Below are 20346 nucleotides of genomic sequence, written 5' to 3'. Positions count from 1 at the left end.
GCCGGACTAGGGACTCTCACCTCCCTAGTCCGGCTACGAACGCGCACAGCACGTACAACGGTCGTAGTCGTAGGATAGGGCGTGCCCGTTCCTATGGCTACACCGTAAAAGGAGTTTTTACGGTTATGAGCAGGACAGACCTCTTGCCGGGCGCGGGCCCGGTGCTCACGTTGCGCCAAGCGCTCTATCGCGCCGGGCGTGACTATCAGGGCGGTTTCACCCGCCTTGCCTTCGAAATGGTCCTCGACCAGGACACGCTCCAGAAGAAGCTCCACCTCGATGAAGAACGCCGCTGGCTGAACCCCGACGAACTGGAGGAGGTGATCAGGCTTACTGCTGATCCCCGCCTGCTCGACGCTCTGGTTCGGCCGGCAGGTGCCGTGTGGTACCGGCCGGAGCCAGTGCCCGCGACGAACGAAGCCTTGAAGGCGGTCGGCAAGCTGCTGGACGAGGCGGGCGAGTTCGTCAGCACCATGCACGACGGTGCTGCCGACAATATCTGGGAGCTGCATGAAGTCCAGCTGCTGGAGCAGCGCGGAATGGACGTGATCCGCCAGGTGATGGCGATCATGGCCGGTGCACGCAAGGCGATGGAGGACGGCGCTCATGGCTGACCAGGCTGATATCGCTAACGACCGCGCCGAGTTTCATCTCGGTCTTGCCCTGCAGCAGATGGCTCTTCGGCCGGTCAGGCCAAGTGCGCAGTTCTGCGGCGACTGCGGTGACCCCATTCCCTTTGATCGGCAAGCAGCGGCGCCGGGGTGTGATGCCTGCATCGACTGCCAAAAACTGCGGGAGCGGCGTCGATGAGCGAGCGTCCGACCACTGCGACGGCTGACTGGGCGCGGCGTTACATCGAAACCTTTGGCCTGGCCCTGGTTCCCATCGAGCCGGGGGAGAAGGGGCCGAAGGGTGTCGCCTGGAACAAGCCCGGTGGCTACTTCACTGAAGCCGCTGATGCCGAGGCGTTCTGGCGGAAGTGTCCGAGCCACAACCTTGGGGTGGTGCTCGGGCCAAGTCGTGTCTGTTCCCTGGACGTCGACGAGGTGCAGTGCACGCGCCAGATCCTGAGCGAGGTGCTCGGCATGGATCTGGACGCCCTGGCCGACTCCTATCCAACATCGGTGGGCAACCCGGCACGGTTCCGCATCATGTTCCGTGTGCCCGATGGCATCGATCTGAGCTGGCACCCCCTGACCTGGCCCAGCCAGGCGGACCCTGATGGCTCAATCCACAAGGCGCTCATGGCCCAGGCCAAGGTCGCCAGGGATGCGGGTGATGCTGAAAAGGAAGCGGCCTTGAAGGTGGCCGCCGAGCCGTTCAAGAAGATCCCCGTCTTCGAGCTGCGGGCCGGCCTCGTGCAGGACGTGCTGCCGCCATCCATTCACCCCGGTACCGGCAAGCCTTACACATGGCGCACGCCGCCATCGGTAGAAGGGTTGCCGGTACTGCCGCCTCAGTTGCTCGCCATCTGGCAAGGCTGGGACGAGTTCAAGCCCAAGGCCGAAGCGGTTTGCCCTTGGCGGCCGCAGTCGGCGCCCGCCCCCCGGCCAACGCCGGCAAAGCCCCGGCCAGCTGCTGCTCACTCCGGGCGGGATCTCCCGGATGTCATTCCCCTGTTCAACCAGGCGCACGACATCGCGACGCTGATCGAGGCGCACGGTTACGAGCGTCGAGGTGACAAGTGGTTGTGTCCGCAGAGCAGCAGCGGTCTGGCCGGCGTCACCATCATCGACGACAAACTGTTCTCCCATCACAGCTCTGATCCGCTAGCGAACGGGCACAAGAATGATGCGTTCGACGTCTTCTGCATTCTCGTGCACGACGGTGACCAGCGCGCGGCGACCCGGGCTGCGGCAAGGATGTTGGGAATCGACGCCAAGTCTCGTCCGCCCGAGCCGCCTCCGCTGGGCGAGCTTCCCCGCACCCCTTCGCCAGAGGCGAAAGCCGAGGTAGGGGATGATGAGTTCGGCGACACGGATGACTCCCCGTCGCCCTCGGCGGACGACGCACCCAGCCCGGCCGGCTCCTCGGCCACCGGGGGCGGCGGGGGAAATGATCCCGTGCGCCGATTCGCTCTGGTCGAGGGCACCACCAACGTGTGGGATCTCGACAAGTGCCAGCTCATGAAAAAATCTGGCTTCGAGGCCCTGGTCGGCAAGGACATCTTCAAGGAGTGGCTGGCGAACGCGGACAAGAAACTGATCTCGATCGACCAGGTGAAAGAGATCGAGCAGAAACGCAAGATCTCCGGCCGCAAGGGCGGCGCTCTGAACCTCGACCCGATCGACCGGTATGTCTACATCGACGGCACGAAAGACGTCTGGGATCGGGAGAAGAAGCGGCGGATCGCCGAGGGAGCGGTGAAGATGGCCCTGGGCGATGCGTACGCGCTCTGGCTGAACAGCACTCGCCGGCGAGTGGTGGACGTCGATCACATCGTCTTCGACCCCACCATGACCAAGGACCCCAACCTCTACATCAACACGTTCGAGGGGCTGCCGCTGGAGCCTGTCCGTGATGATGGCGCCTGCCAGAACCTGCGCTGGCTGATTTCCTTCCTGTGCAACCACGACCCGGATGCCATGGCATGGTTGGTGAAATGGCTGGCGTACCCCCTGCAGCACATGGGCGCCAAGATGGATACCGCAGTGCTCATGCATTCGATCATGGAGGGTTCGGGCAAGAGCCTGCTGTTCGCCGATGTCTTCGGCCAGCTGTATGGGCAGTACGCGGCGACGGTCGGGCAGACGCAGTTGGAGGGCAGTTTCAACGCCTGGCAGAGCCGCAAGCTCTGGGCCGTTTTCGAGGAAGTGGTGAGCCGGGATCAGCGATACAACCAGGTCGGCAAGATCAAGCACATGATCACCGGCAAGACAGTGCGCATGGAATCCAAGTTCATCAACGGCTGGGAGGAGGCCAACCACATGAACGCGGTGTTCCTGAGCAACGAAATCATGCCCTGGCCCATCAGCGATGACGACCGGCGGATGCTGGTAATGTGGCCGATGGAGACGTTGCCGGCGAAGCGTCAGAAGGCGATCAGCCGTGAGTTGGCGAATGGTGGCGTGGCGGCGCTGTATGGGTGGCTGCTTGATGTGAACCTGGGCGACTTCGACCAGCGCACGCGACCACCGCGGACTGATGCCCGACAGCGGCTCGTGGCCATGAGCCGGACGGCTTGGCAGACGTTCCAGCACCTGTGGCGCATCGGCGAGCTCGGCCCCAAGTTGTGGGGGTGCTGCCTGAGTAGCGATCTCTATGCGATGTTCCTTGAATGGTGCTCGCGGAACAAAGAGCACTCGATGAGCCAGACGAAGTTCTCGCTGATGATCAGTGCGACGGTGATGAAGACGCCCTCGTTGCCCTGGACAGACGGGAACACCCGGCGATTTGCGGCCTTCTTCTTCCCCGAAGTCGAAGAACCTTCCCCGACCCCATCCTTGAAAGCGGCCGAGCTGGGCAAGCGCGTCGTCGAGTGGCGTGCAGCTGCCAGGCTGGCGGGCTGGAACGTCGACGGTTGGGACCACATCAAGGGGTTGGCGGCATGACTACGACTGCTGATGTGGTGGGTGTGGTGGGTTTGTGGTGGGTTGCCCGGAGAGGGTCAGCACAACTGAAAGTCGCGGTTTACACGCCACGGGGATGGTCTGTGTTGGGTGTGGTGGGTTTGGCGTCGCGCGCGCGTACGCGGGATTTTTTCTCGGGGGATTCACTTATCCCCAAAAAATCCCATGCGAACCCTGAAAAAGCCACCACACCCAACACACTAACCACATGTTCTAACAATCCATTGAATTCATTGAAGTTTTTTTGTGTTGGGTTTGTGGTGGGTTGGACATTTCTGTGTTGGGTTGTGGATGGAGGGCGCCGGTGATGATGAAGGACATCGATTGTTTGCTGCGTCACTGGGCCGAACAGCGCGCCCAGCTCGGCCAGTCCAGCTTGGGCAGCCAGATGGGCAGCATCATGGAGTGGAAGGGGCTGGCCCCGCGCACCGGTGCTTCAGGCTCGCGGATCCTGATGGCGGGCGCCGGACTTGATCACGCTGCTGCGGAGATCGACGCGGCGGTGGCCGAGCTGGAGCGGCGTGATGATCGCGGCAAGGTTCTGGCACGCCTTGCAGTCTTCCGCTACGTCTACGGGGCCACGATTCGCGAACAGATGAGGGAGGTGGGCTTGCAGGAACACGCCGAGCGGACCTACTGGAACTGGGTCGCTGCCCTGCACCTTCAGGTGGCCAGAATCCTGGTGAGCCGCGCGGGACCCAACCGGAGCAATACCGTTCGTCGGGTTGGAATGCGCCGAGAGTGCGTCGAAGGTGCGCCGAAGTAGCGTCGAAGCGACGAACCGAAAATCACCCCTTTTCGGTTTTGCAGTTCGTCGGTAAAAAGTCCCCACGATATGACAACTGCGCTTCGGCGCTTCACCCAAGCACCGAACTGCGATCCATGAGAACCCTGCCAGCTGGCGGGGTTTTCTGTTTCTGGCGCTGTGCTTTTTACATGCGAGGACCGTATGACAACCGAGCAACAAGCGTTAATCGAAATGCCGATCTGGGCGGTGATCCTGCTGGCCCTGGTCGGCGGGGTGTCGGGCGAGGCATGGCGCGGCGATGTAGCAGGTTTGCATGGTTGGGCCCTGGTGCGGCGCATCGCCCTTCGCTCCGGCGCCTGCGTTGTCACCGGGATGGCGACCATCATGCTGCTCTACGCGGCGGGCCTTTCCGTCTGGGCAGCGGCATCGTTCGGTTGCCTCGCGGCGGTGGCAGGTGCCGACGTTGTTATTGCCCTCTACGAACGCTGGGCGGCGAAGCGGCTCGGGGTCTGCGAAGTGCCCCCATCGAGCGGTGGGCCGGGGCAGTGAAATCTGGCTGGAGCCCAGGCGGGCCGGGGACCCTGGCGATATTGACCGGGTACGGGACGGGGAACCCGCGGGACTTTGTTAGCGGGAGGTTCACCAGCTTAGTGAACTGCGGTGAACTGGTTAACCCCTTGAGTTCACTGGGTAAACTGGGTGGTTAGCCATGACCTATCTGAGCAAGTCTGAGTTCGCTGCCCGCCGGGGCTGGTCGAAATCCTATGTTTCAAAACTCGCCAGCCAGGACCGCCTGGTGCTGACCGCCGATGGCAAGGTGGACGTCGAGGCTACCGAAGCGCTTCTGGCTCAGTCGGCCGACCCCAGCAAGGCGGCCGTCGCGGCAAGGCACGAAGAGAATCGCATCGACCGTGACGTTCGCAGCCTCCTTGAACCAGTCGCCGAAACACCTGCGGCGCTGCCGACCTTGCCGGCGGTGAGCAAGGGCCCTGACTTCCAGAGGGCCCGGGCACACCGGGAGCACTTCCTTGCCCAGCTGGCCGAGGCCGAGTTCCTCAAGGTGCAGGGCAACCTGGTCGAGCGCAAGGCCGTGGAAGACGCAGCCTTCACCGCCGGTCGCACCTTGCGCGACCTGGTCTTCGGCCTCGCACCGCAGCTCGCCGCGGAGATAGCCGGCATGTCCGATCCCTGGACGATCGAGAAGCAACTCAACCGCGCCTTCCGCCAGGTCTTCGAAGACGCGGCGAAGATGAACGGCGCCGACCTTGAACAAGCCATGACAACGAGCTGAGCCTATGCCCACCGAGTACGCGGACGGTGCGAAGGCGTACCGCGAAGCGTATGGCCGTGGGCTGAAGCCTGACCCGGAACTGTGGGTGGACGAATGGGCTGACGAGTACATGCGGATACCGCGTGATACTGGCGCAGCCGAGCCCGGCAAATACCGCACGGCGCGTACGCCGTATGCCCGCGAACCCATGCGCTGCCTGTCGCCTGCCCACCCGTGCAAACGGGTGATCACGATGGTCGCCTCGCAGCTGATGAAAACCCAGATCGCCCTGAACTGGATCGGGGCGCTGATCCACATGTCGCCGTCGAACATCCTGACGCTGCTGCCCAGCCTGGGACTGGCGAAGCGCGTGTCTTCGCGGATCGGCAAGACCATCGCGGTGACCCCGGAGCTCAAGGCCCGTGTCGCGGCCAACCGCTCACGGGACTCGCGCAACACCATGGACACGAAAGAGTTCGAGGGGGGCACGCTGTTCGCCACAACCGCCGGCTCGGCCGCCAACCTCGCGGAGCTGTCCGCGCGCTTCATCTACGGGGATGAGGTGGACCGCTGGGATGTGGACGTTGACGAGGAGGGCGATCCGATCGACCTGGCGGAAACCCGGGGCAGTACCTTCGGGCGCAACGCCAAGTTCTACTTCTCCAGCTCGCCGACCATCAAGGGGGCGTCGCGGATCGCCGACCTGTATGAGCAGAGCGATCAGCGCCAGTACTTCGTGCCGTGCCCGACCTGCGGGCACATGCAGGTCCTGGTTTGGGATCGCCTGCTGTATTCACCGGACTTCTCGATCGTCCATTACAAGTGCGCCAGCCCCGAGTGCGACGTGTTGATCGAGGAACATCACAAGGGCGAGATGCTGGCCAACGGCGAGTGGCGGGCCACGGCGAAGGGGGATGGTGAGACCGTCGGTTTCCACCTCAACGGGCTATATGCCCCATTGGGCTGGACGTCATGGAGCGATCTGGCCAAGCAGTACGAAAAGGCCAAGACCGCCCAGGACCGCGGCGACCTTGAGCCCATGCAGGTGTTCTACAACACCCGACTGGCGAAGGTCTGGGACAGCGCCGTGGAGCAGACCAAGCACGAAGTCTTGATAGAGCGTGCGCGTAAGGAAGGGTACTCGTTGGGTTCCATGCCTGCGGGCGTACTGGCGCTCACTGCATCTGTGGACGTCCAGGACAACCGTCTGGAGCTGATGGTCAACGGGTGGGGCGTAGGTATGGAGCGCTGGGTAGTTGACTACCAGGTGATCCCCGGTGACCCGGCAGATGATCGCCTCTGGGCGGTCTTGGATGAGCGGCTGAAAGCGCGGTACCGCCACCCCTGTGGAGTGGCCATGGCGATCCTCGCCACCGGCATCGACTCCGGTGGTCACCACACCCATGAGGTCTACCAGTTCACCCGCCTTCGTCGCTGGCGCAACATCTTTGCGTTGAAAGGCGCGAGCAAGCCGGGTCGCCCTGTCATCGCCCAGCGGCCATCGCTGGTTGACGTTACCTGGAACGGCCAGACCGAGCGCAACGGCGCGGAGCTGTGGATGGTCGGTACCGATACGGCCAAGGACTGGATCTACAACCGCTACAGCTTCGAGTCGGGGCCGGGCGCGCTGCACTTTGCGAACGACCTGCCGGAAGAGTTCTTCCAGCAATGTGTGGCCGAGCGCAAGGTTGCCCGCTACGTCAAAGGGTACAAGCGGATCGAGTGGGTCAAGGGCAAGGCCGAACGCAACGAGGCGCTGGACCTGCTGGTTTACAACCTGGCGATGGCCTACTACCTCGGGTTGCACAGGTATGGCGAGCAGGACTGGGCACGCCTTCGCCAGGCCCTGGCACAAGCCGGCCTGTTCGACGACCAGCAGGTGCACAAGCCTGTCCCTGTCGAGCTGGCAGCGGATGCAATGCCGGAATCGGAACCTCTGCCACGACCCGCACCAAGCCCGGCCCGGCCTGCAGCAGCTCCAGCTGCTCGGTCACCCGCCCAACCAATGCAACGCCGCGCTTCCACCAGCGGCTATCTGAAGAGACGTTGACATGGCCTATACCCAGAAACACCTCGACGCGGTCGAGCGGGCGATTGCGCGCGGCGAAAAGGTCGTGCGCTACGAAGACCGGACGGTGGAGTACCGCTCCGTTGATGAACTGATACGGGCGCGGGACGTGATTCGTACCGAGCTTGCCCAGGCTACTGGCAAGCGCTCGCGCGTGGTCCGCCTCTATCACGGGGGTAAGGGGCTGTGAGCATTCGTTACCCCACGTTGTCACGGGCGGGGTTCTTGGTTCCGGAGCGTATCAAGGCCAGCTACGAAGGCGCAGCTGATGGGCGGCGCTCGTCCAGCTGGGACGCGCCGGACATGGGTGCTAACAGCCTGATCATGCCGGCGCTGCGTAACCTCCGCTCCCGTTCTCGGGCGGCGGTTCGCAACGACCCCTACGCCGCGAACGCCATTACCCGCCGAGTCAGCAACCTGATTGGGACGGGTATCACCCCTCAACCCCGCCTGGAGGACGCCGCGTTGCGCGGTCTGTTCCAGGATCTGTGGGAGGACTGGTGCGATGAGTCGGACGCCGACCAGCTCACCGACTTCTACGGCCAGCAGTCGCTTGTGGCTAGGACGGTCGAGCAGTCAGGCGAATGCTTCATCCGCCTGCGACCCAGGCGCATCGAGGATGGGCTGGCGGTGCCGCTGCAATTGCAGTGCCTGGCGCCGGAGTTCGTTCCGCACGATAAGTTCGAGGTCACCAAGAACGGCAACGTCATCCGCGCTGGCATCGAGTTCAACCCGATGGGGCAGCGGGTGGCGTACTGGTGCTACCGCTCGCACCCCAGCGACCTGGCGGCTTTGAATGCGGGCTACAACATGCTGGTGCGCATCCCGGCCAGCCAGATGCTGCACATCTTCGAGCCGGTCGAGCCTGGTCAGTTGCGCGGTGTGCCGCGGCTGGCGCCGGTGCTGAAGCGCCTGCGCAGCCTGGACAACTATGACGACGCGGTGCTGTTTCGGCAGGAGGTCGCGAACCTGTTCGCCGGTTTCATCCGCAAGCCGGCCGAGACTGGCCCGCCGGTGTTCGACCCTGTCAGCGGCGCGCCGCTCAAGGTCGGCGGCGATGGCTTCACGCCGATGGTTGCCCTGGAGCCCGGCACCATGCAGGAGCTGCTCCCGGGCGAGGAAGTGGAGTTCTCCGATCCCCCCGACGGTGGCAACAACTATCCCGACTTCATGCGGCAGCAGTTGATGGCCGCTGCCGCTGGCGCGGAGGTCCCCTACGAGCTGCTGACGGGCGACATGCGCGACGTGAACGACCGGGCGATTCGTATCACGCTCAACGAGTTCAGACGTCGCCTGGAACAACTGCAGTTTGCGGTCTATGTCCACCAGCTCTGCCGCCCGGTCCGGGCTGCCTGGATGGACATGGCGGTTCTCTCCGGCGCGCTCGACCTGCCGGACTACGCGCAACGTCGCCGCCAGTACCTGCGGACCCGCTGGGTGCCCCAGGGCTGGGCCTACATCCACCCAGTCCAGGACGTTCAGTCCCGAATGCTCGAAGTCAACGCGGGCTTCGCCTCACGCGACGAGATGTGTCTGCGCTCCGGCACCGACGCAGAGATCGTTGACCGCGAGAACGCGGCAGCAGCCACCAGGGCGAAAGAGCTGGGCCTCAACTACACCACCTTGTCGGTCATCGATGAGGATCCCGACGAGAAGGAGAAATCATGAAACCGCTGATGCCGTTTCGCATTTTCAACAAGGCTAAGACGCCGGCGCAGGTCCAGGATCAGCACTGGTACCAGATCAAGGGCGCAGCCGAAGCCGGGGAGGCCGCCATCGAGGTCTACATCTACGGCGAGATCGGCGGCTGGGGTATCACGGCCAACGACTTCATCAGGGACCTGAAGGCGATCGACGATGGAAAGTCCCCCGTCGTAGTGGGGTTCAACACCATCGGTGGCGATCTGTTCGATGGCCTGGCGATCCACAACGCGCTGGACCGCCTGGGCGAGCGCTGCACCGCACGGATCGACGCGCTCGCCGCCAGTGCCGGCAGCGTTGCGGCCTGCGGTGCCCACCGGGTGGTGATGGCTTCCAACGCCATGATGATGATCCACAATCCCTGGACCTGGACTTCCGGCGATGCCGAGGACTTGCGTCGGGTGGCAGATGTTCTCGACCAGACGCTGGAAGCGATCATCGCTGCGTACAAGGCGAAGTCACCTGATATTGACGATGCCGAGCTGCGGCGAATGGTGAACGCTGAGACCTGGCTCACCGCGCAGGAGGCGCTGGCACTGGGCCTGGCTGACGAAGTCGGTAACGGCGTCGAGGTCAAAGCCTGCCTGGGGCAGGGCGCTGCCATGAAGCGATACAGGCAGACACCCAAGGCCCTGCTCGATTTGCTCAATGAGGCGCCGGACAACGCCCCCCAGCCCGGCCCAGATCCAGACGACTCGGCGGCGAATCCCCCCGCCGGTACAGGCGATGCTGATGCCACAGCACTCGCACTGATGATCACGCAAGGGTGCGGCAAGGCGGGTATCGCCAACCTGGTGGAGCCGCTGATCGCATCCACCAAACTCACCGATGAGGCGACGGTCCAGGCCGCGCTCAATCGCGCCCGGGCGGTTCGTGATCTTTGCGTCGCGGCGCGCTTGCCGGAGCTGGCGGTTGAGTTCGTCAAGGCGGGTCTGGACTCCTCGGCCGTGCGGGCGAGGCTGTTCGACAAGCTGGTCGGCTCGGGCAAAGGGTTCGAGATCGACAACAGTTTGCCACCCGCCGAAGACGCGCCCGAATCGATCAAGGCCCAGTTGCCCAATCCCACCACTATCTGGGCTGCACGACGGCAGTCCGCCCGTAAAGGAGCACGACCATGAGCAATATCCAACGCGAGCCCACCCATGCGGGCGAATTTCTCCTGTCCGAGGGGCCGGGCAGCATCTCCCGCGAAGCGATCAGTGTCGCGGCGGGCCCTGCCTTGGTAGCAGGTCAGCTGCTTGGCCTGGTCGAGGCCACTGGCCAGTTCGCACCCTACGATCCTGCGGCCGAGGATGGCAGCGAGAAAGCCAACTGCATCCTGTTCGCCCCGCTCGGTGAGTCGGACGTGGTCCGCCGCGGGCGTGCGGTCGTGCGGCTGGCCGAGGTCAGCGAGGCCAGCCTCACTGGCTTTGATGCTGAAGCGGAGCGAGACCTGGCGGCTCAATTCATCATCGTTCGATAACCCCTTCAATTGCACTCAGACCCCGCTCACTGCGGGGTTTGTCATTTCTGGAGCATGACTTATGGCCGAAATCGGCATCTTTCAGGACGACGCCTTCGGCGTTGCCGCACTAACCGCAGCCATCAACGAACAGGAGTTCGTTCCGGGCCGCATTGCCAGCCTCGGGCTGTTCGAAGAGGAGGGCGTCAACACCCTCACCGTTCAGATCGAAAAGGACGGTGACAAGCTGGCGCTGGTGCCGGCAGGTGAGCGCGGCACTTCTGGCCTGGTCGTCGGCGCGAGCAAACGGATCCTCCTGCCGTTCAACACGGTCCACCTGCCGGAGCGCTTCGCCATCAGGGCGGACGAGATCCAGGGCATCCGCGCCTTCGGTACGCAAACCGAATTGCAGGCTGTGCAGGACGTGGTCAACCGCCGTCTGGAGAAAGCGCGTCGCCAGCTGGACGCTACCCACGAGTTCCATCGCATGGGGGCGATCAGCGGCAAGGTGCTGGATGCGGACGGCACCACCGTTCTGCTCGACATCTATGACCGATTCGGGGTCGATCGACAAAGCATGTCGATGGGCCTGAACGACGCCGGCACCAACGTCCAGGTCCAGTGTGTCGAGGCGCTGGACATGCAGGAGGATGCGCTCGGTAGCGTGACCACGACTTCGTCCCGGGCCTTCTGTGGCAAGAACTTCTGGAAGAAGTTGATTGCGCACAAGTCGGTGGTGGAAACCTACAAAGGCAGCCAGCAGGCCGCTGCTCTGCGTGGCGATGCTCGCGAGGCCTTCGAATTCGGCGGGATCATCTGGGAGCGTTACCGCGGCAAGGTTGCCGGCATTGCCTTCATCCACGATGACGAAGCGCGCCTGGTGCCGGAGGGGGTGCCGGAGATGTTCCTGTCGGTGTATGCCCCGGCCGACTACATGGAGACCGTCAACACGCAGGGCCTGCCCTACTACAGCAAGCTGGAGCCTATGCCTTACGGCAAGGGCGTATCTGGCGAGGCGCAGTCCAACCCGTTGCACATCTGTACCCGGCCGCGTGCGGTCGTTCGCCTGACGCTCTGACCATGAGCTTCCGCGAGCTGATCGAGGATGTGGACGACGTTGTGTTCGAGACGCTAGCGGACACGGCGTATATCGAGGGGCGCGAGGTTTTGGGGATGCTACGTGTGCCCTGGCAGCAGCCCAAGCTGGGCAAGATCGTAACCACCGTGCGTGAGCCGCACCTGGTCATTCGTGTTGCGGATGCGCAGGGCGTGACCGAGCGGCAGCAGGTGCGTATCGATCTGCCTGTGCAGGACGGGGGTGGCACCTACATCGTTGTCCGGCCGGAGCCGGGCGGGGACGGGCTGGTCACCCTGATTCTGAGGAAAACGGCATGAGCGTTGGCAGTTACTTCCAGAACAAAGCCGACCACGGATTGCTCACCCTGCAGGTGGCGACCACCGACAAGCAGCGGTTCAGCCGCTTCGCTGAGCTGGCGCCGAGAGCCTTCAGTGCTGCCGAGCGTCGAGCGATCAACAAGACGCTGCGCTGGCTGCGTACGCACATTGCCCGGTCGATCAGTCAGCAGGAGCGAATCGCCCAGGCTGCTGTTCGCCAGCGACTGCGTGCCTTCCCGGTCAGTGGTAGCGGTCCTGGCAAGCTCTGGTTCGGCATCAACGCGATCGAGGCAAGTCGAGCGGGCCGCGCTCGACAGAATCGATCAGGTGTCTCGGTGGCCGGTCGCCGTTACCAGGGCGCTTTCTACAAGAAGGTCTACGGCAACAGCCCGGACATCTGGATCCGCACTGCCAGCAAGCACTTCAACGCAAGTGACTACCCGGAGAGCAAGTTGGGTGCCCGCAGCACTGGCTACGCCTCGGAAAGCGGATATCGGTTCCCCCTGGCCAAGGCCATGCTGTCGCTTGAGGGCGTCCGCCCCCACTTCGACACCTGGGCCCGGCGGGCGCACGAGCGGCTGCTGGAGATCCTGGAGCAAGAGCTGAACTACGAACTGCAGAAGCTGTTGAAAGGGGGCTGACGTGTCTGATCAAACCTTCAACCTCGACGCGCTCTATCAGGCGATCGAGGATCATGTACGCGAGGCGATCCCGGGTCTGGAGGCGGTCTGCTTTCCTCCTGGCGTGGTGACCTCTGTGCCAGTGCCGATGGTGCTGCTGGAACTGGCGGAGTTGGAGCCGGGCCAGGACCAGGGTACCGGCGAGACTGCTGTTCTCGCACGTTTCGAAGCCCGGGCTATCGTCGGTGCCGAGCAGGAGGATTGCTACCAGCAGGCGGCATTCATCGCCTCCCGGCTTGCGGTTCTTCTGCGCATGCAGCACTGGGGCCAGGAGGTAGGTCCGGCCGAGTTCGTTCGTGCTGCCCAAGACTTCACTCGGCCCGAACTGGACGGCTATGTCGTCTGGGTCGTTGAGTGGACGCAAGGGCTGTATCTCGGAGACGAAGTCTGGCCGTGGCCGAATCAGCCCCCGGGGACGCTCATGCTCGGCTTCAGCCCCAACACCGGTACCGGCCAGGAAGGCCAGTACATCGCGCCGGAGGGCCTCGAATGAGTCGGGTCAGCGCGGCACATGACCGCATGATCGCTGGCCTGATCATCCCGTGCCGTGTGGTCGCCGTCGACCTGGCGGCAGCGATGGTGCGCGTATCCGATGGTGCTGGCTGGACCAGTGCCTGGGTCCGCTGGCACAGCCAGGCGGCCGGTAAGGCGCGGCACTGGCGGGCGCCCAGCCTCAACGAGCAGGGTGCCCTGATGAGTCCCAGCGGGGAGCCCGCCCAGGGCACGTTCGTGCCGGGCCTCTACGGCAACGCAGGTGCCCAGCCCGACAACCGCGACCACGTCGAGGTCTGGCGTTTCGACGACGGTGGTTCGCTGGTCTACGACTGGCAGGCCAAGACCTACACGATCGTTCTGCCCACTGGTACCGCGACGATCAAGGTCGGTGGCAGTACCGCAGTGGTCACGGACGACGCGATCACCGCAACGGCTACCACGGTGGTGGTGAACGGTGACGTGCAGATCAACGGCAAGCTGCAGGTGTCCGGGGATATCTTCGGCGGCGCCAGGATCATCGACACGGCCGGCAACACGCCGAATCACAAGCACTGACCCATCCCTTTTAACCAGCCCGCCCAGTGCGGGCTTTTTCATTCCAGGAGGATTCATGGCGAACAAAGAAACCCCGCCGGCGACACCGCCCAAGCCCGGCCCGGCCCTGAGTTATCGCGACACCCGCTTCACCTCCCGCGTGCTGGTGCTGCCGGACGGCCGGCTGCTTTCTGTTGCCCAGGGCATCGTCGCCACCACCGCGAGCGACACCGTCGGGCTCGACTACTTGGCGGCGCACCCAGACCTGGTGCCAGAGGAGTAACCGATGCTCGGAGTGGATCGCCGTACCGGGCAGCCGCTGTCGGGCATCGCCCACCTGCGGCAGTCCATCGAGGACATCTTGACAACCCCGCTGGGTAGCCGGCGCATGCGCCCGGACTACGGCAGCAAGCTGCGCCGTTTCGTTGACCTGCCGGTCAACGAGGGATGGAAAAGCGCGGTGCAAGCGGAGGTCGCCCGGGCGCTGGGACGCTGGGAGCCGCGCCTGAAACTGGAACGTGTGCGGGTGACGGCCGTCGTCGGCGGCCAGATCACGCTGCAACTGACCGGGCAGTACCTGGGCGATAGCCAGATCTTGGAGGTGAGCGCGTGAGCACTATCGAACTGTCGTCGCTGCCAGCGCCGCTGGTGTTGGAAGACCTGGACTTCGAGGACGTTTACCAGAATGACCTGGCGGCGTTTCGTTCGCACCTGGGCGATAACTGGAACGCGTCACTGGAAAGCGACCCAGTGACCAAGCTGCTGGAGGTTGGGGCGTATCGCACCCTGCAGAACCGGGCACGGGTCAACGATGCAGCCAAGGCCTTGCTGCTGGCATTTGCTCGCGGGAGCGACCTTGACCAACTGGCGGCAAATGTCCGCCTGCACCGTCTGGTGGTTCAGGCCGAAGACCTGAGCACGTCGCCACCTACTGCGGAAGTGCTTGAAGAAGATGACGCCCTGCGAGAGCGAATCCAGCTGGTCTATGAGGGGCTGACCACCGCAGGCCCGCGTAACAGTTACATCCTGCATGCGCGCAATGCTTCCGGGTTGGTCGCTGACGCGAGCGCCGAAAGCCCGTTGCCGGCGTGTGTCACGGTGACGGTGCTGAGCCTGAGCGGGTCTGGTGAAGCCGACGAGGCGCTGTTGAATACGGTGCTGGTCAAGCTCAGTGATGACGATGTCCGGCCGGTGGGGGATCGACTGACTGTGCAGGGTGCAGAGATCCTGCGTTACCGCATTGATGCGGTTGTGCACACCACCGGGCCAGGCCCTGAAGCCGAGGCGACTTTGGCTGAGTGTCGGCGCCGGCTGGCTGCTTGGATCAACCCGCGCCGCCGCCTTGGGGTGGAAGTGGCGCGTTCCGCAATTGACGCCCAGTTGCATATCGCTGGTGTCAGCCGAGTCGATATTGAGGGCTGGCAAGACATCCGTCCCAGCCAGGCGCAGGCTGCCTGGTGTGATGAATTCACCGTGACGCGAGGCGACTGACATGACCAGTTTGCTGCCGCTCAATAGCACGTCTCTGGAGCGCGCCATGGAAGCTGCTGTGGCTGAGGTCACAGAGGTCCCGTTGCGTACGCTGTACAACCCCGACACCTGCCCGGCGCACCTGCTGCACCAGTTGGCGTGGGCCTGGTCGGTGGATCGCTGGGACGAGAATTGGCCCGAGGCGGTCAAGCGCTCGGTGATCCGCAGTTCGTTCTATGTGCATGCGCGCAAGGGCACCATCGGCGCGCTGCGGCGGGTGGTCGAACCACTGGGCTACCTGATTGAGGTGCGTGAGTGGTGGCAGACCGTGCCCGAGGGCGTTCCGGGCACCTTCGCGCTGCAAGTGGGCGTGCTCGATCAGGGCATCACTGACGAGATGTATCAGGAACTTGTGCGGCTGATCGATGACGCCAAGCCGGTCAGTCGACACTTGACCGGCTTGGCGATCACGCTCGCCTCGACCGGCTACCTGCGCCTCGCCGTGGCCCTCGCCGAGGGCGAGGAAATCGACGTCTACCCACCGTCTGCGCGTGACATCGACGTCGGTGGTACCTATGGCCACTCCGGCCGTGAACATCAAATTGAATATCTGGACGTGTACTCATGACTGACCAGAACAGCCAGTTCTTTGCGATCCTCACTGCGGCGGGGGAGGCCAAGCAGGCCAACGCGAATGCCCTGGGCGTGCCCTGGACCTTCGCCCAGATGGGGGTTGGCGACGCGAACAATACCGATCCGGTACCGTCGCGCACCCAGACAAAGCTGCTCAACGAACGCCGCCGGGCGCCGCTCAATCAGATCAAGATTGACCCCGCGAACGCCAGCATCATCATTGCCGAGCAGGTTATTCCGCCGGATGTGGGCGGCTGGTGGATACGCGAAATCGGTCTTTACGATGCTGCCGGCGATCTTGTGGCCGTGGCGAACTGTGCGCCGAGCTTCAAGCCTCTGCTCGCCCAAGGCACCGGCAAGACTCAGATAGTACGGCTGAACATCGTTGTCACAAGCACAGCGAACATCCAGCTCAAGATCGATCCGGCGGTGGTGCTCGCGACCCGGGACTATGTCGATTCGTCGATCTTGAGCGTTCTGCCCCCGAACAAGCTGGCGGGCACATACACGAAAGTCCAGTTCAACGAGCGAGGCATTTTCGTCGCTGGCTCTAACCCGACCACGCTTGCCGGCCTTGGCATTGTCGACGCGCTACAAGTCGGAGTCGTAAGCACCCAGCGCCCGGTCCTTGCAGCAGCAACGCCTGGCGACACGCTCGAAGATGCAGCTCTAATCATTCGAGAAGCAAAGGGCGGGATTACTGTCCAGCACAACGAGACGTACGCGCCATCCATCGCTTTTTATTGGTATGGGAAGTCCGCCGGAAAGCTCATCATGACGTCGCTTGGCGATCTGACGTGGCGCGGACAAAAAGTCATCACCACGCTTGAACAAGATCTGATGACGCTCGAAATCCAGAAAAAGGCGCCGTTGGACAGTCCTGATCTGAAAGGCACCCCGGCTGCCCCGACCGCGCCGGCGGGGAGCCGAAACAAGCAGATCGCGAATACCGAGTTTGTACGCGCTGAGTTCGATGCGCTCATCGCTGCTGCGCCCGGTGCGCTCGACACCTTGGCCGAGCTGGCGGCGGCGCTCGGCAATGACCCGAATTTCGCAACCACGATTACTACCGAGCTGGCGAAGAAAGCGACCAAGGCCACAACCCTGGCGGGCTACGGCATCGGCGATGCGTTGAAAGTGGGTGCGGTGAGCCGGCAGCAGCCTTCACTGTCGGCGCCGACGGCGGGTGAAACTGTTTCAGATACCGCGCTGTTGCTCCGCGAAGGGCAGGAGGTCGCGGCGACGAAAGATACGGATTCGTACGCGCCCTCCCTCGGTTTCCACTGGAGTGGGAAGACGGCAGGCCGGCTGATCATGGACGCCCTGGGCGTTCTGAAATGGCGCGGCAAGCCTCTGCTGACCGGCAAATACGCAACGTTCGAAGAGCTGAACGAGGGCGCGAGCGACGAGACGGTGGTGTCTCCGTTCAAGCTGCGCTGGGGCTTTTCCTTCCTTGTCGGCGGCACTGGCTACATTCAGTTCCCGCCCTGGTTGGGGGGCTTCATGTTGCAATGGGGGATCGCGTCCGGGGTACCCAAGGCGGGTACCGCAGTGGGCGCGGCGGGCCCCACGCGCGACGTTATCTTGCCAGTGGCGTTCACCGCCGACGTGTTCCGCGTGTTCGCAACGATGAACTTCACAACGATGGCTGCCACGGCCGCCGGCGCGGCCAGTTCGGCCGGGACGCCGGGGGCGATGGCGATATCGAAGTCGGTCATCCGGATACAGAACAACTACAGCGGTTCTGACGGCGAAATTTCGTGGTTTGCGATTGGGCGATGAGGTACTGACATGACTTTGCTTTTCAGTTTCGCGGAGCGCGGTTTTTTTGACTCGGATATTCACCGGGTCATTCCTGGCGACGCGGTCGAAGTGACACCTTCAAAACGGGTTGAGATCCTGGAGGGGGTTGCCCGGGGTCAGGAAGTTGTCCGGGTCGGTGGTGAGTTTGTATTGACGGACCCGGAGGCGGACCCCGCAGCGCTGGCTGCCAAGGCGCGGCTGGCCGAGCGCGATTGGCGCGACGCAGAGTTTGCACGTGTGCAGTGGCTCAGAGATCGACATCGCGACGAGCAGGAACAGCAGTTGGCCACAACCCTGAGCTACACCCAATTCGCTGAGCTGCTTGGCTATCTGCAACTGCTGCGTGAATGGCCGCAGTCTGTCGACTTCCCCGACCGATCCCGACGCCCCGTTACACCGGCCTGGATCGCTGTATCGGCCAGTCCCTAGCCCCGTCCCCTCGGGGCTTTTTTTCATCCGCAATTTTCTGAATGGCCCCGCTCTGTCGGGGCCTTCGCATTTCTGGAGGCTTTACGTTCATGAGTGGATTCTTTCACGGCGTTACCGTAACGAACGTCGATACCGGCGCACGCAATATAGCGCTGCCGTCGTCGTCCATCATCGGCCTGGTCGACACCTTCACCCCGGGACCGGACGCCACGGCCAAGGTCAACGACCTGGTGCTGATCACCAGCGAGCGCGAAGCTGTCGCCGCCTTCGGCCCGGCCTCGGCCATTACCAAGGCGTGCCAGGCCATCTACACCCGCGCCAAGGCAGTGATCGTCGCCTGCGGCGTGGCGAAGCTGGATGACGCTGCGGCGCAAACCTCGGCGATCATCGGCGGGGTGCTTGTCGATGGCAAGCGCACCGGCCTGCAAGCGCTGCTCGACGGCAAGAGCCGCTTCAACGCCCAGCCACGCCTGCTGGTGACCCCGAAGCACAGCGCCACCCAAGCCGTGGGCGCCGCCCTGGTCGCCCTGGCCGACAAGCTGCGCGGCATCGCGATCATCGACGGACCGGGAACCACCGACGAAGCTGCGCTGGCCTATGCCGAGAACTTCGGCGCCAAGCGCGCTTACATGGTCGACCCGGGTGTGCAGTACTGGGACACCACTGCCGACGCCACGGTCGATGCGCCTGCCTCGGCCTGGGTCGCCGGGCTGTTCGCCTGGACCGACAACGAGTATGGCTTCTGGGCCTCGCCGTCGAACAAGGAGTTCGTCGGCATCACCGGCACCACCCGCTCGGTCGAATTCCTCGACGGCGACGAGACCTGCCGGGCCAACCTGCTCAACAACGCCAACATCACCACCATCATCCGCGACGACGGCTACCGCCTGTGGGGCAACCGCACGCTGTCCAGCGATCCGAAATGGGCGTTCGTGACCCGGGTGCGCACCATGGACATCGTCATGGACGCGATCCTCTACGGACACAAGTGGGCGGTCGACCGTTCGATCACCGCGACCTACGTCAAGGATGTGGCCGAGGGCCTGGAGAGCTTCATGCGCGACCTGAAAGCCCAGGGCGCAATCATCAACTTCGAAGTCTACGCGGACCCCGAGCTGAACACGGCCAGCCAGTTGGAGCAGGGCAAGGTGTACTGGAACATCCGTTTCACCGACGTCCCGCCTGCTGAAAACCCCAACTTCCGCGTCGAAGTCACCGAGCAGTGGCTGACCGAAGTCCTCGACCAGAACGCATAAGGAGCGCACCACATGGCAATGATTCCGCAAACCCTGGCCAACCTGAACCTGTTCGTCGACGGCGTCAGCTTCCAGGGCGACGTCACCAGCCTGACGCTGCCCAAGCTGACCCTCAAGACCGAGGAACTGCGCCTGGGCGGCATGGATGCGCCGATCGAGAAAGACCAAGGCATGGAGAAGCTGGAAGCCAGTTTCGCCACAACCGGCGTGCGCAAGGAGTCGCTGAAGTTCTTCGGCCTGGCCGACGGTACGTCGTTCAACGGCACCTTCCGTGGGGCCTTCAAGGGCCTCAAGGGCGCGATCACCCCGGTGGTGGTGACGCTTCGCGGGTTGCTCAAGGAGCTCGACATGGGCGACTGGAAGCCCGCAGACAAAGCCGAGTTCAAGCACTCGGTCGCGCTCACGTACTACAAGCTCGAAGTCGACGGGCGCCTGATGTACGAGATCGACCCGCTGGGCATGAAGCGGGTAATCAACGGTGTCGACCAGTTGGCTGCCCAGCGTTCGGCCCTTGGCCTTTAACCCCCATCACATACACAGGAACCCCGCATGAGCCAGAAAATCCCGAGTTGGATGGTCATCGATGCTGACCGCGTCACCGTCAACCTGAGTCGCGCCGTCGAAGCCAACGGCATCAAGGTCGACAAGCTGAGCCTGCGCGCGCCGACCGTGCGTGATCTGCGCACTGCCCAGCAGACCGGCGGTGAGGATCCCGAGCAGCGTGAGATGAACCTGTTCGCGTCCCTCGCCGAGGTCAGCGCCAAGGATCTGGAGGGCATGACCCTGAAGGACTACACCCGCCTGCAGGCCGGGTATTTTCGCCTGGTGCAGGACGACGAGCTTTAGTCCGTCCA

Annotated in this window: 25 protein-coding genes; all 25 read left to right on the top strand. The window is 63.6% G+C overall.

What is annotated here, in order from left to right:
• Window positions 1-125 precede the first annotated feature (125 nt).
• The 25 genes from AC5QPF_RS25180 to AC5QPF_RS25060 all read left to right on the top strand — a co-directional run bounded on the left by AC5QPF_RS25180 (window position 126) and on the right by AC5QPF_RS25060 (window position 20338).
• A complete protein-coding gene (locus tag AC5QPF_RS25180; RefSeq protein WP_494960383.1) occupies window positions 126-614 on the top strand; it encodes a phage regulatory CII family protein in 489 nt (162 codons plus the stop codon).
• Window positions 607-810: a TraR/DksA C4-type zinc finger protein gene (locus AC5QPF_RS25175; protein WP_494960382.1), complete on the top strand. Its 204-nt coding sequence runs from the start codon at window positions 607-609 to the stop codon at window positions 808-810. The genes AC5QPF_RS25180 and AC5QPF_RS25175 overlap by 8 nt, the downstream gene beginning before the upstream one ends.
• A complete protein-coding gene (locus AC5QPF_RS25170; protein ID WP_494960381.1) occupies window positions 807-3551 on the top strand; it encodes a DUF5906 domain-containing protein in 2745 nt (914 codons plus the stop codon). The genes AC5QPF_RS25175 and AC5QPF_RS25170 overlap by 4 nt, the downstream gene beginning before the upstream one ends.
• Before the next feature lie 325 nt (window positions 3552-3876).
• On the top strand, window positions 3877-4335 hold the full coding sequence (locus tag AC5QPF_RS25165) for a hypothetical protein (RefSeq protein WP_494960380.1): 459 nt from the start codon (window positions 3877-3879) through the stop codon (window positions 4333-4335).
• A 183-nt stretch (window positions 4336-4518) separates the two neighbouring features.
• A complete protein-coding gene (locus AC5QPF_RS25160) occupies window positions 4519-4866 on the top strand; it encodes a phage holin family protein (protein ID WP_494960379.1) in 348 nt (115 codons plus the stop codon).
• Window positions 4867-5026: 160 nt separating this feature from the next.
• Window positions 5027-5608, top strand: a complete 582-nt coding sequence (locus AC5QPF_RS25155; RefSeq protein ID WP_494960378.1) for a terminase small subunit — start codon at window positions 5027-5029, stop codon at window positions 5606-5608.
• 4 nt (window positions 5609-5612) lie between these two features.
• Window positions 5613-7637: a terminase gpA endonuclease subunit gene (locus AC5QPF_RS25150; RefSeq protein ID WP_494960377.1), complete on the top strand. Its 2025-nt coding sequence runs from the start codon at window positions 5613-5615 to the stop codon at window positions 7635-7637.
• 1 nt (window position 7638) lies between these two features.
• Window positions 7639-7845 carry a phage head-tail joining protein gene (locus tag AC5QPF_RS25145; protein ID WP_494960376.1) on the top strand — a complete coding sequence of 69 codons (207 nt, stop codon included), beginning with the start codon at window positions 7639-7641 and terminating at the stop codon, window positions 7843-7845.
• Entirely contained in the window at window positions 7842-9323 is a 1482-nt protein-coding gene (locus AC5QPF_RS25140; protein WP_494960375.1) for a phage portal protein, read from the top strand. The genes AC5QPF_RS25145 and AC5QPF_RS25140 overlap by 4 nt, the downstream gene beginning before the upstream one ends.
• Window positions 9320-10474: a head maturation protease, ClpP-related gene (locus AC5QPF_RS25135; RefSeq protein WP_494960374.1), complete on the top strand. Its 1155-nt coding sequence runs from the start codon at window positions 9320-9322 to the stop codon at window positions 10472-10474. The genes AC5QPF_RS25140 and AC5QPF_RS25135 overlap by 4 nt, the downstream gene beginning before the upstream one ends.
• Window positions 10471-10818: a head decoration protein gene (locus AC5QPF_RS25130; protein ID WP_494960373.1), complete on the top strand. Its 348-nt coding sequence runs from the start codon at window positions 10471-10473 to the stop codon at window positions 10816-10818. Before AC5QPF_RS25135 ends, AC5QPF_RS25130 begins: the two co-directional genes overlap by 4 nt.
• A 61-nt stretch (window positions 10819-10879) precedes the next feature.
• On the top strand, window positions 10880-11875 hold the full coding sequence (locus AC5QPF_RS25125; protein WP_494960372.1) for a major capsid protein: 996 nt from the start codon (window positions 10880-10882) through the stop codon (window positions 11873-11875).
• A gap of 2 nt (window positions 11876-11877) precedes the next feature.
• Complete coding sequence (locus tag AC5QPF_RS25120) at window positions 11878-12192, top strand: head-tail joining protein (protein ID WP_494960371.1); 315 nt, start codon at window positions 11878-11880, stop codon at window positions 12190-12192.
• On the top strand, window positions 12189-12833 hold the full coding sequence (locus AC5QPF_RS25115) for a hypothetical protein (RefSeq protein WP_494960370.1): 645 nt from the start codon (window positions 12189-12191) through the stop codon (window positions 12831-12833). Before AC5QPF_RS25120 ends, AC5QPF_RS25115 begins: the two co-directional genes overlap by 4 nt.
• A 1-nt stretch (window position 12834) precedes the next feature.
• Complete coding sequence (locus tag AC5QPF_RS25110; protein WP_494960369.1) at window positions 12835-13365, top strand: hypothetical protein; 531 nt, start codon at window positions 12835-12837, stop codon at window positions 13363-13365.
• A complete protein-coding gene (locus AC5QPF_RS25105) occupies window positions 13362-13922 on the top strand; it encodes a phage baseplate assembly protein V (protein ID WP_494960368.1) in 561 nt (186 codons plus the stop codon). Before AC5QPF_RS25110 ends, AC5QPF_RS25105 begins: the two co-directional genes overlap by 4 nt.
• Window positions 13923-13977: 55 nt before the next feature.
• Window positions 13978-14184, top strand: coding sequence for a hypothetical protein (locus AC5QPF_RS25100; RefSeq protein WP_494960367.1), 207 nt, complete (start codon window positions 13978-13980; stop codon window positions 14182-14184).
• A gap of 3 nt (window positions 14185-14187) precedes the next feature.
• Window positions 14188-14514, top strand: a complete 327-nt coding sequence (locus AC5QPF_RS25095; protein WP_494960366.1) for a GPW/gp25 family protein — start codon at window positions 14188-14190, stop codon at window positions 14512-14514.
• The gene (locus tag AC5QPF_RS25090) at window positions 14511-15392 is read left to right on the top strand and encodes a baseplate assembly protein (protein WP_494960365.1); all 882 of its coding nucleotides are present in this window, start codon (window positions 14511-14513) and stop codon (window positions 15390-15392) included. Before AC5QPF_RS25095 ends, AC5QPF_RS25090 begins: the two co-directional genes overlap by 4 nt.
• A gap of 1 nt (window position 15393) precedes the next feature.
• Complete coding sequence (locus tag AC5QPF_RS25085; RefSeq protein ID WP_494960364.1) at window positions 15394-15999, top strand: phage tail protein I; 606 nt, start codon at window positions 15394-15396, stop codon at window positions 15997-15999.
• Window positions 15996-17786 (top strand): phage tail-collar fiber domain-containing protein, encoded by a 1791-nt coding sequence (locus AC5QPF_RS25080; protein ID WP_494960363.1) that lies wholly within the window; start codon window positions 15996-15998, stop codon window positions 17784-17786. The genes AC5QPF_RS25085 and AC5QPF_RS25080 overlap by 4 nt, the downstream gene beginning before the upstream one ends.
• Window positions 17787-17795: 9 nt before the next feature.
• Window positions 17796-18236, top strand: coding sequence for a tail fiber assembly protein (locus tag AC5QPF_RS25075; protein WP_494960362.1), 441 nt, complete (start codon window positions 17796-17798; stop codon window positions 18234-18236).
• 89 nt (window positions 18237-18325) lie between these two features.
• Complete coding sequence (locus AC5QPF_RS25070) at window positions 18326-19492, top strand: phage tail sheath subtilisin-like domain-containing protein (RefSeq protein WP_494960361.1); 1167 nt, start codon at window positions 18326-18328, stop codon at window positions 19490-19492.
• 12 nt (window positions 19493-19504) lie between these two features.
• Complete coding sequence (locus tag AC5QPF_RS25065) at window positions 19505-20014, top strand: phage major tail tube protein (RefSeq protein WP_494960360.1); 510 nt, start codon at window positions 19505-19507, stop codon at window positions 20012-20014.
• Between the two features lie 27 nt (window positions 20015-20041).
• Complete coding sequence (locus AC5QPF_RS25060; protein ID WP_494960359.1) at window positions 20042-20338, top strand: phage tail assembly protein; 297 nt, start codon at window positions 20042-20044, stop codon at window positions 20336-20338.
• Window positions 20339-20346 lie beyond the last annotated feature (8 nt).

This window comes from Pseudomonas sp. Con_6 (genome assembly GCF_059379395.1).
This window is presented reverse-complemented; position numbering and strand designations above follow the sequence as displayed.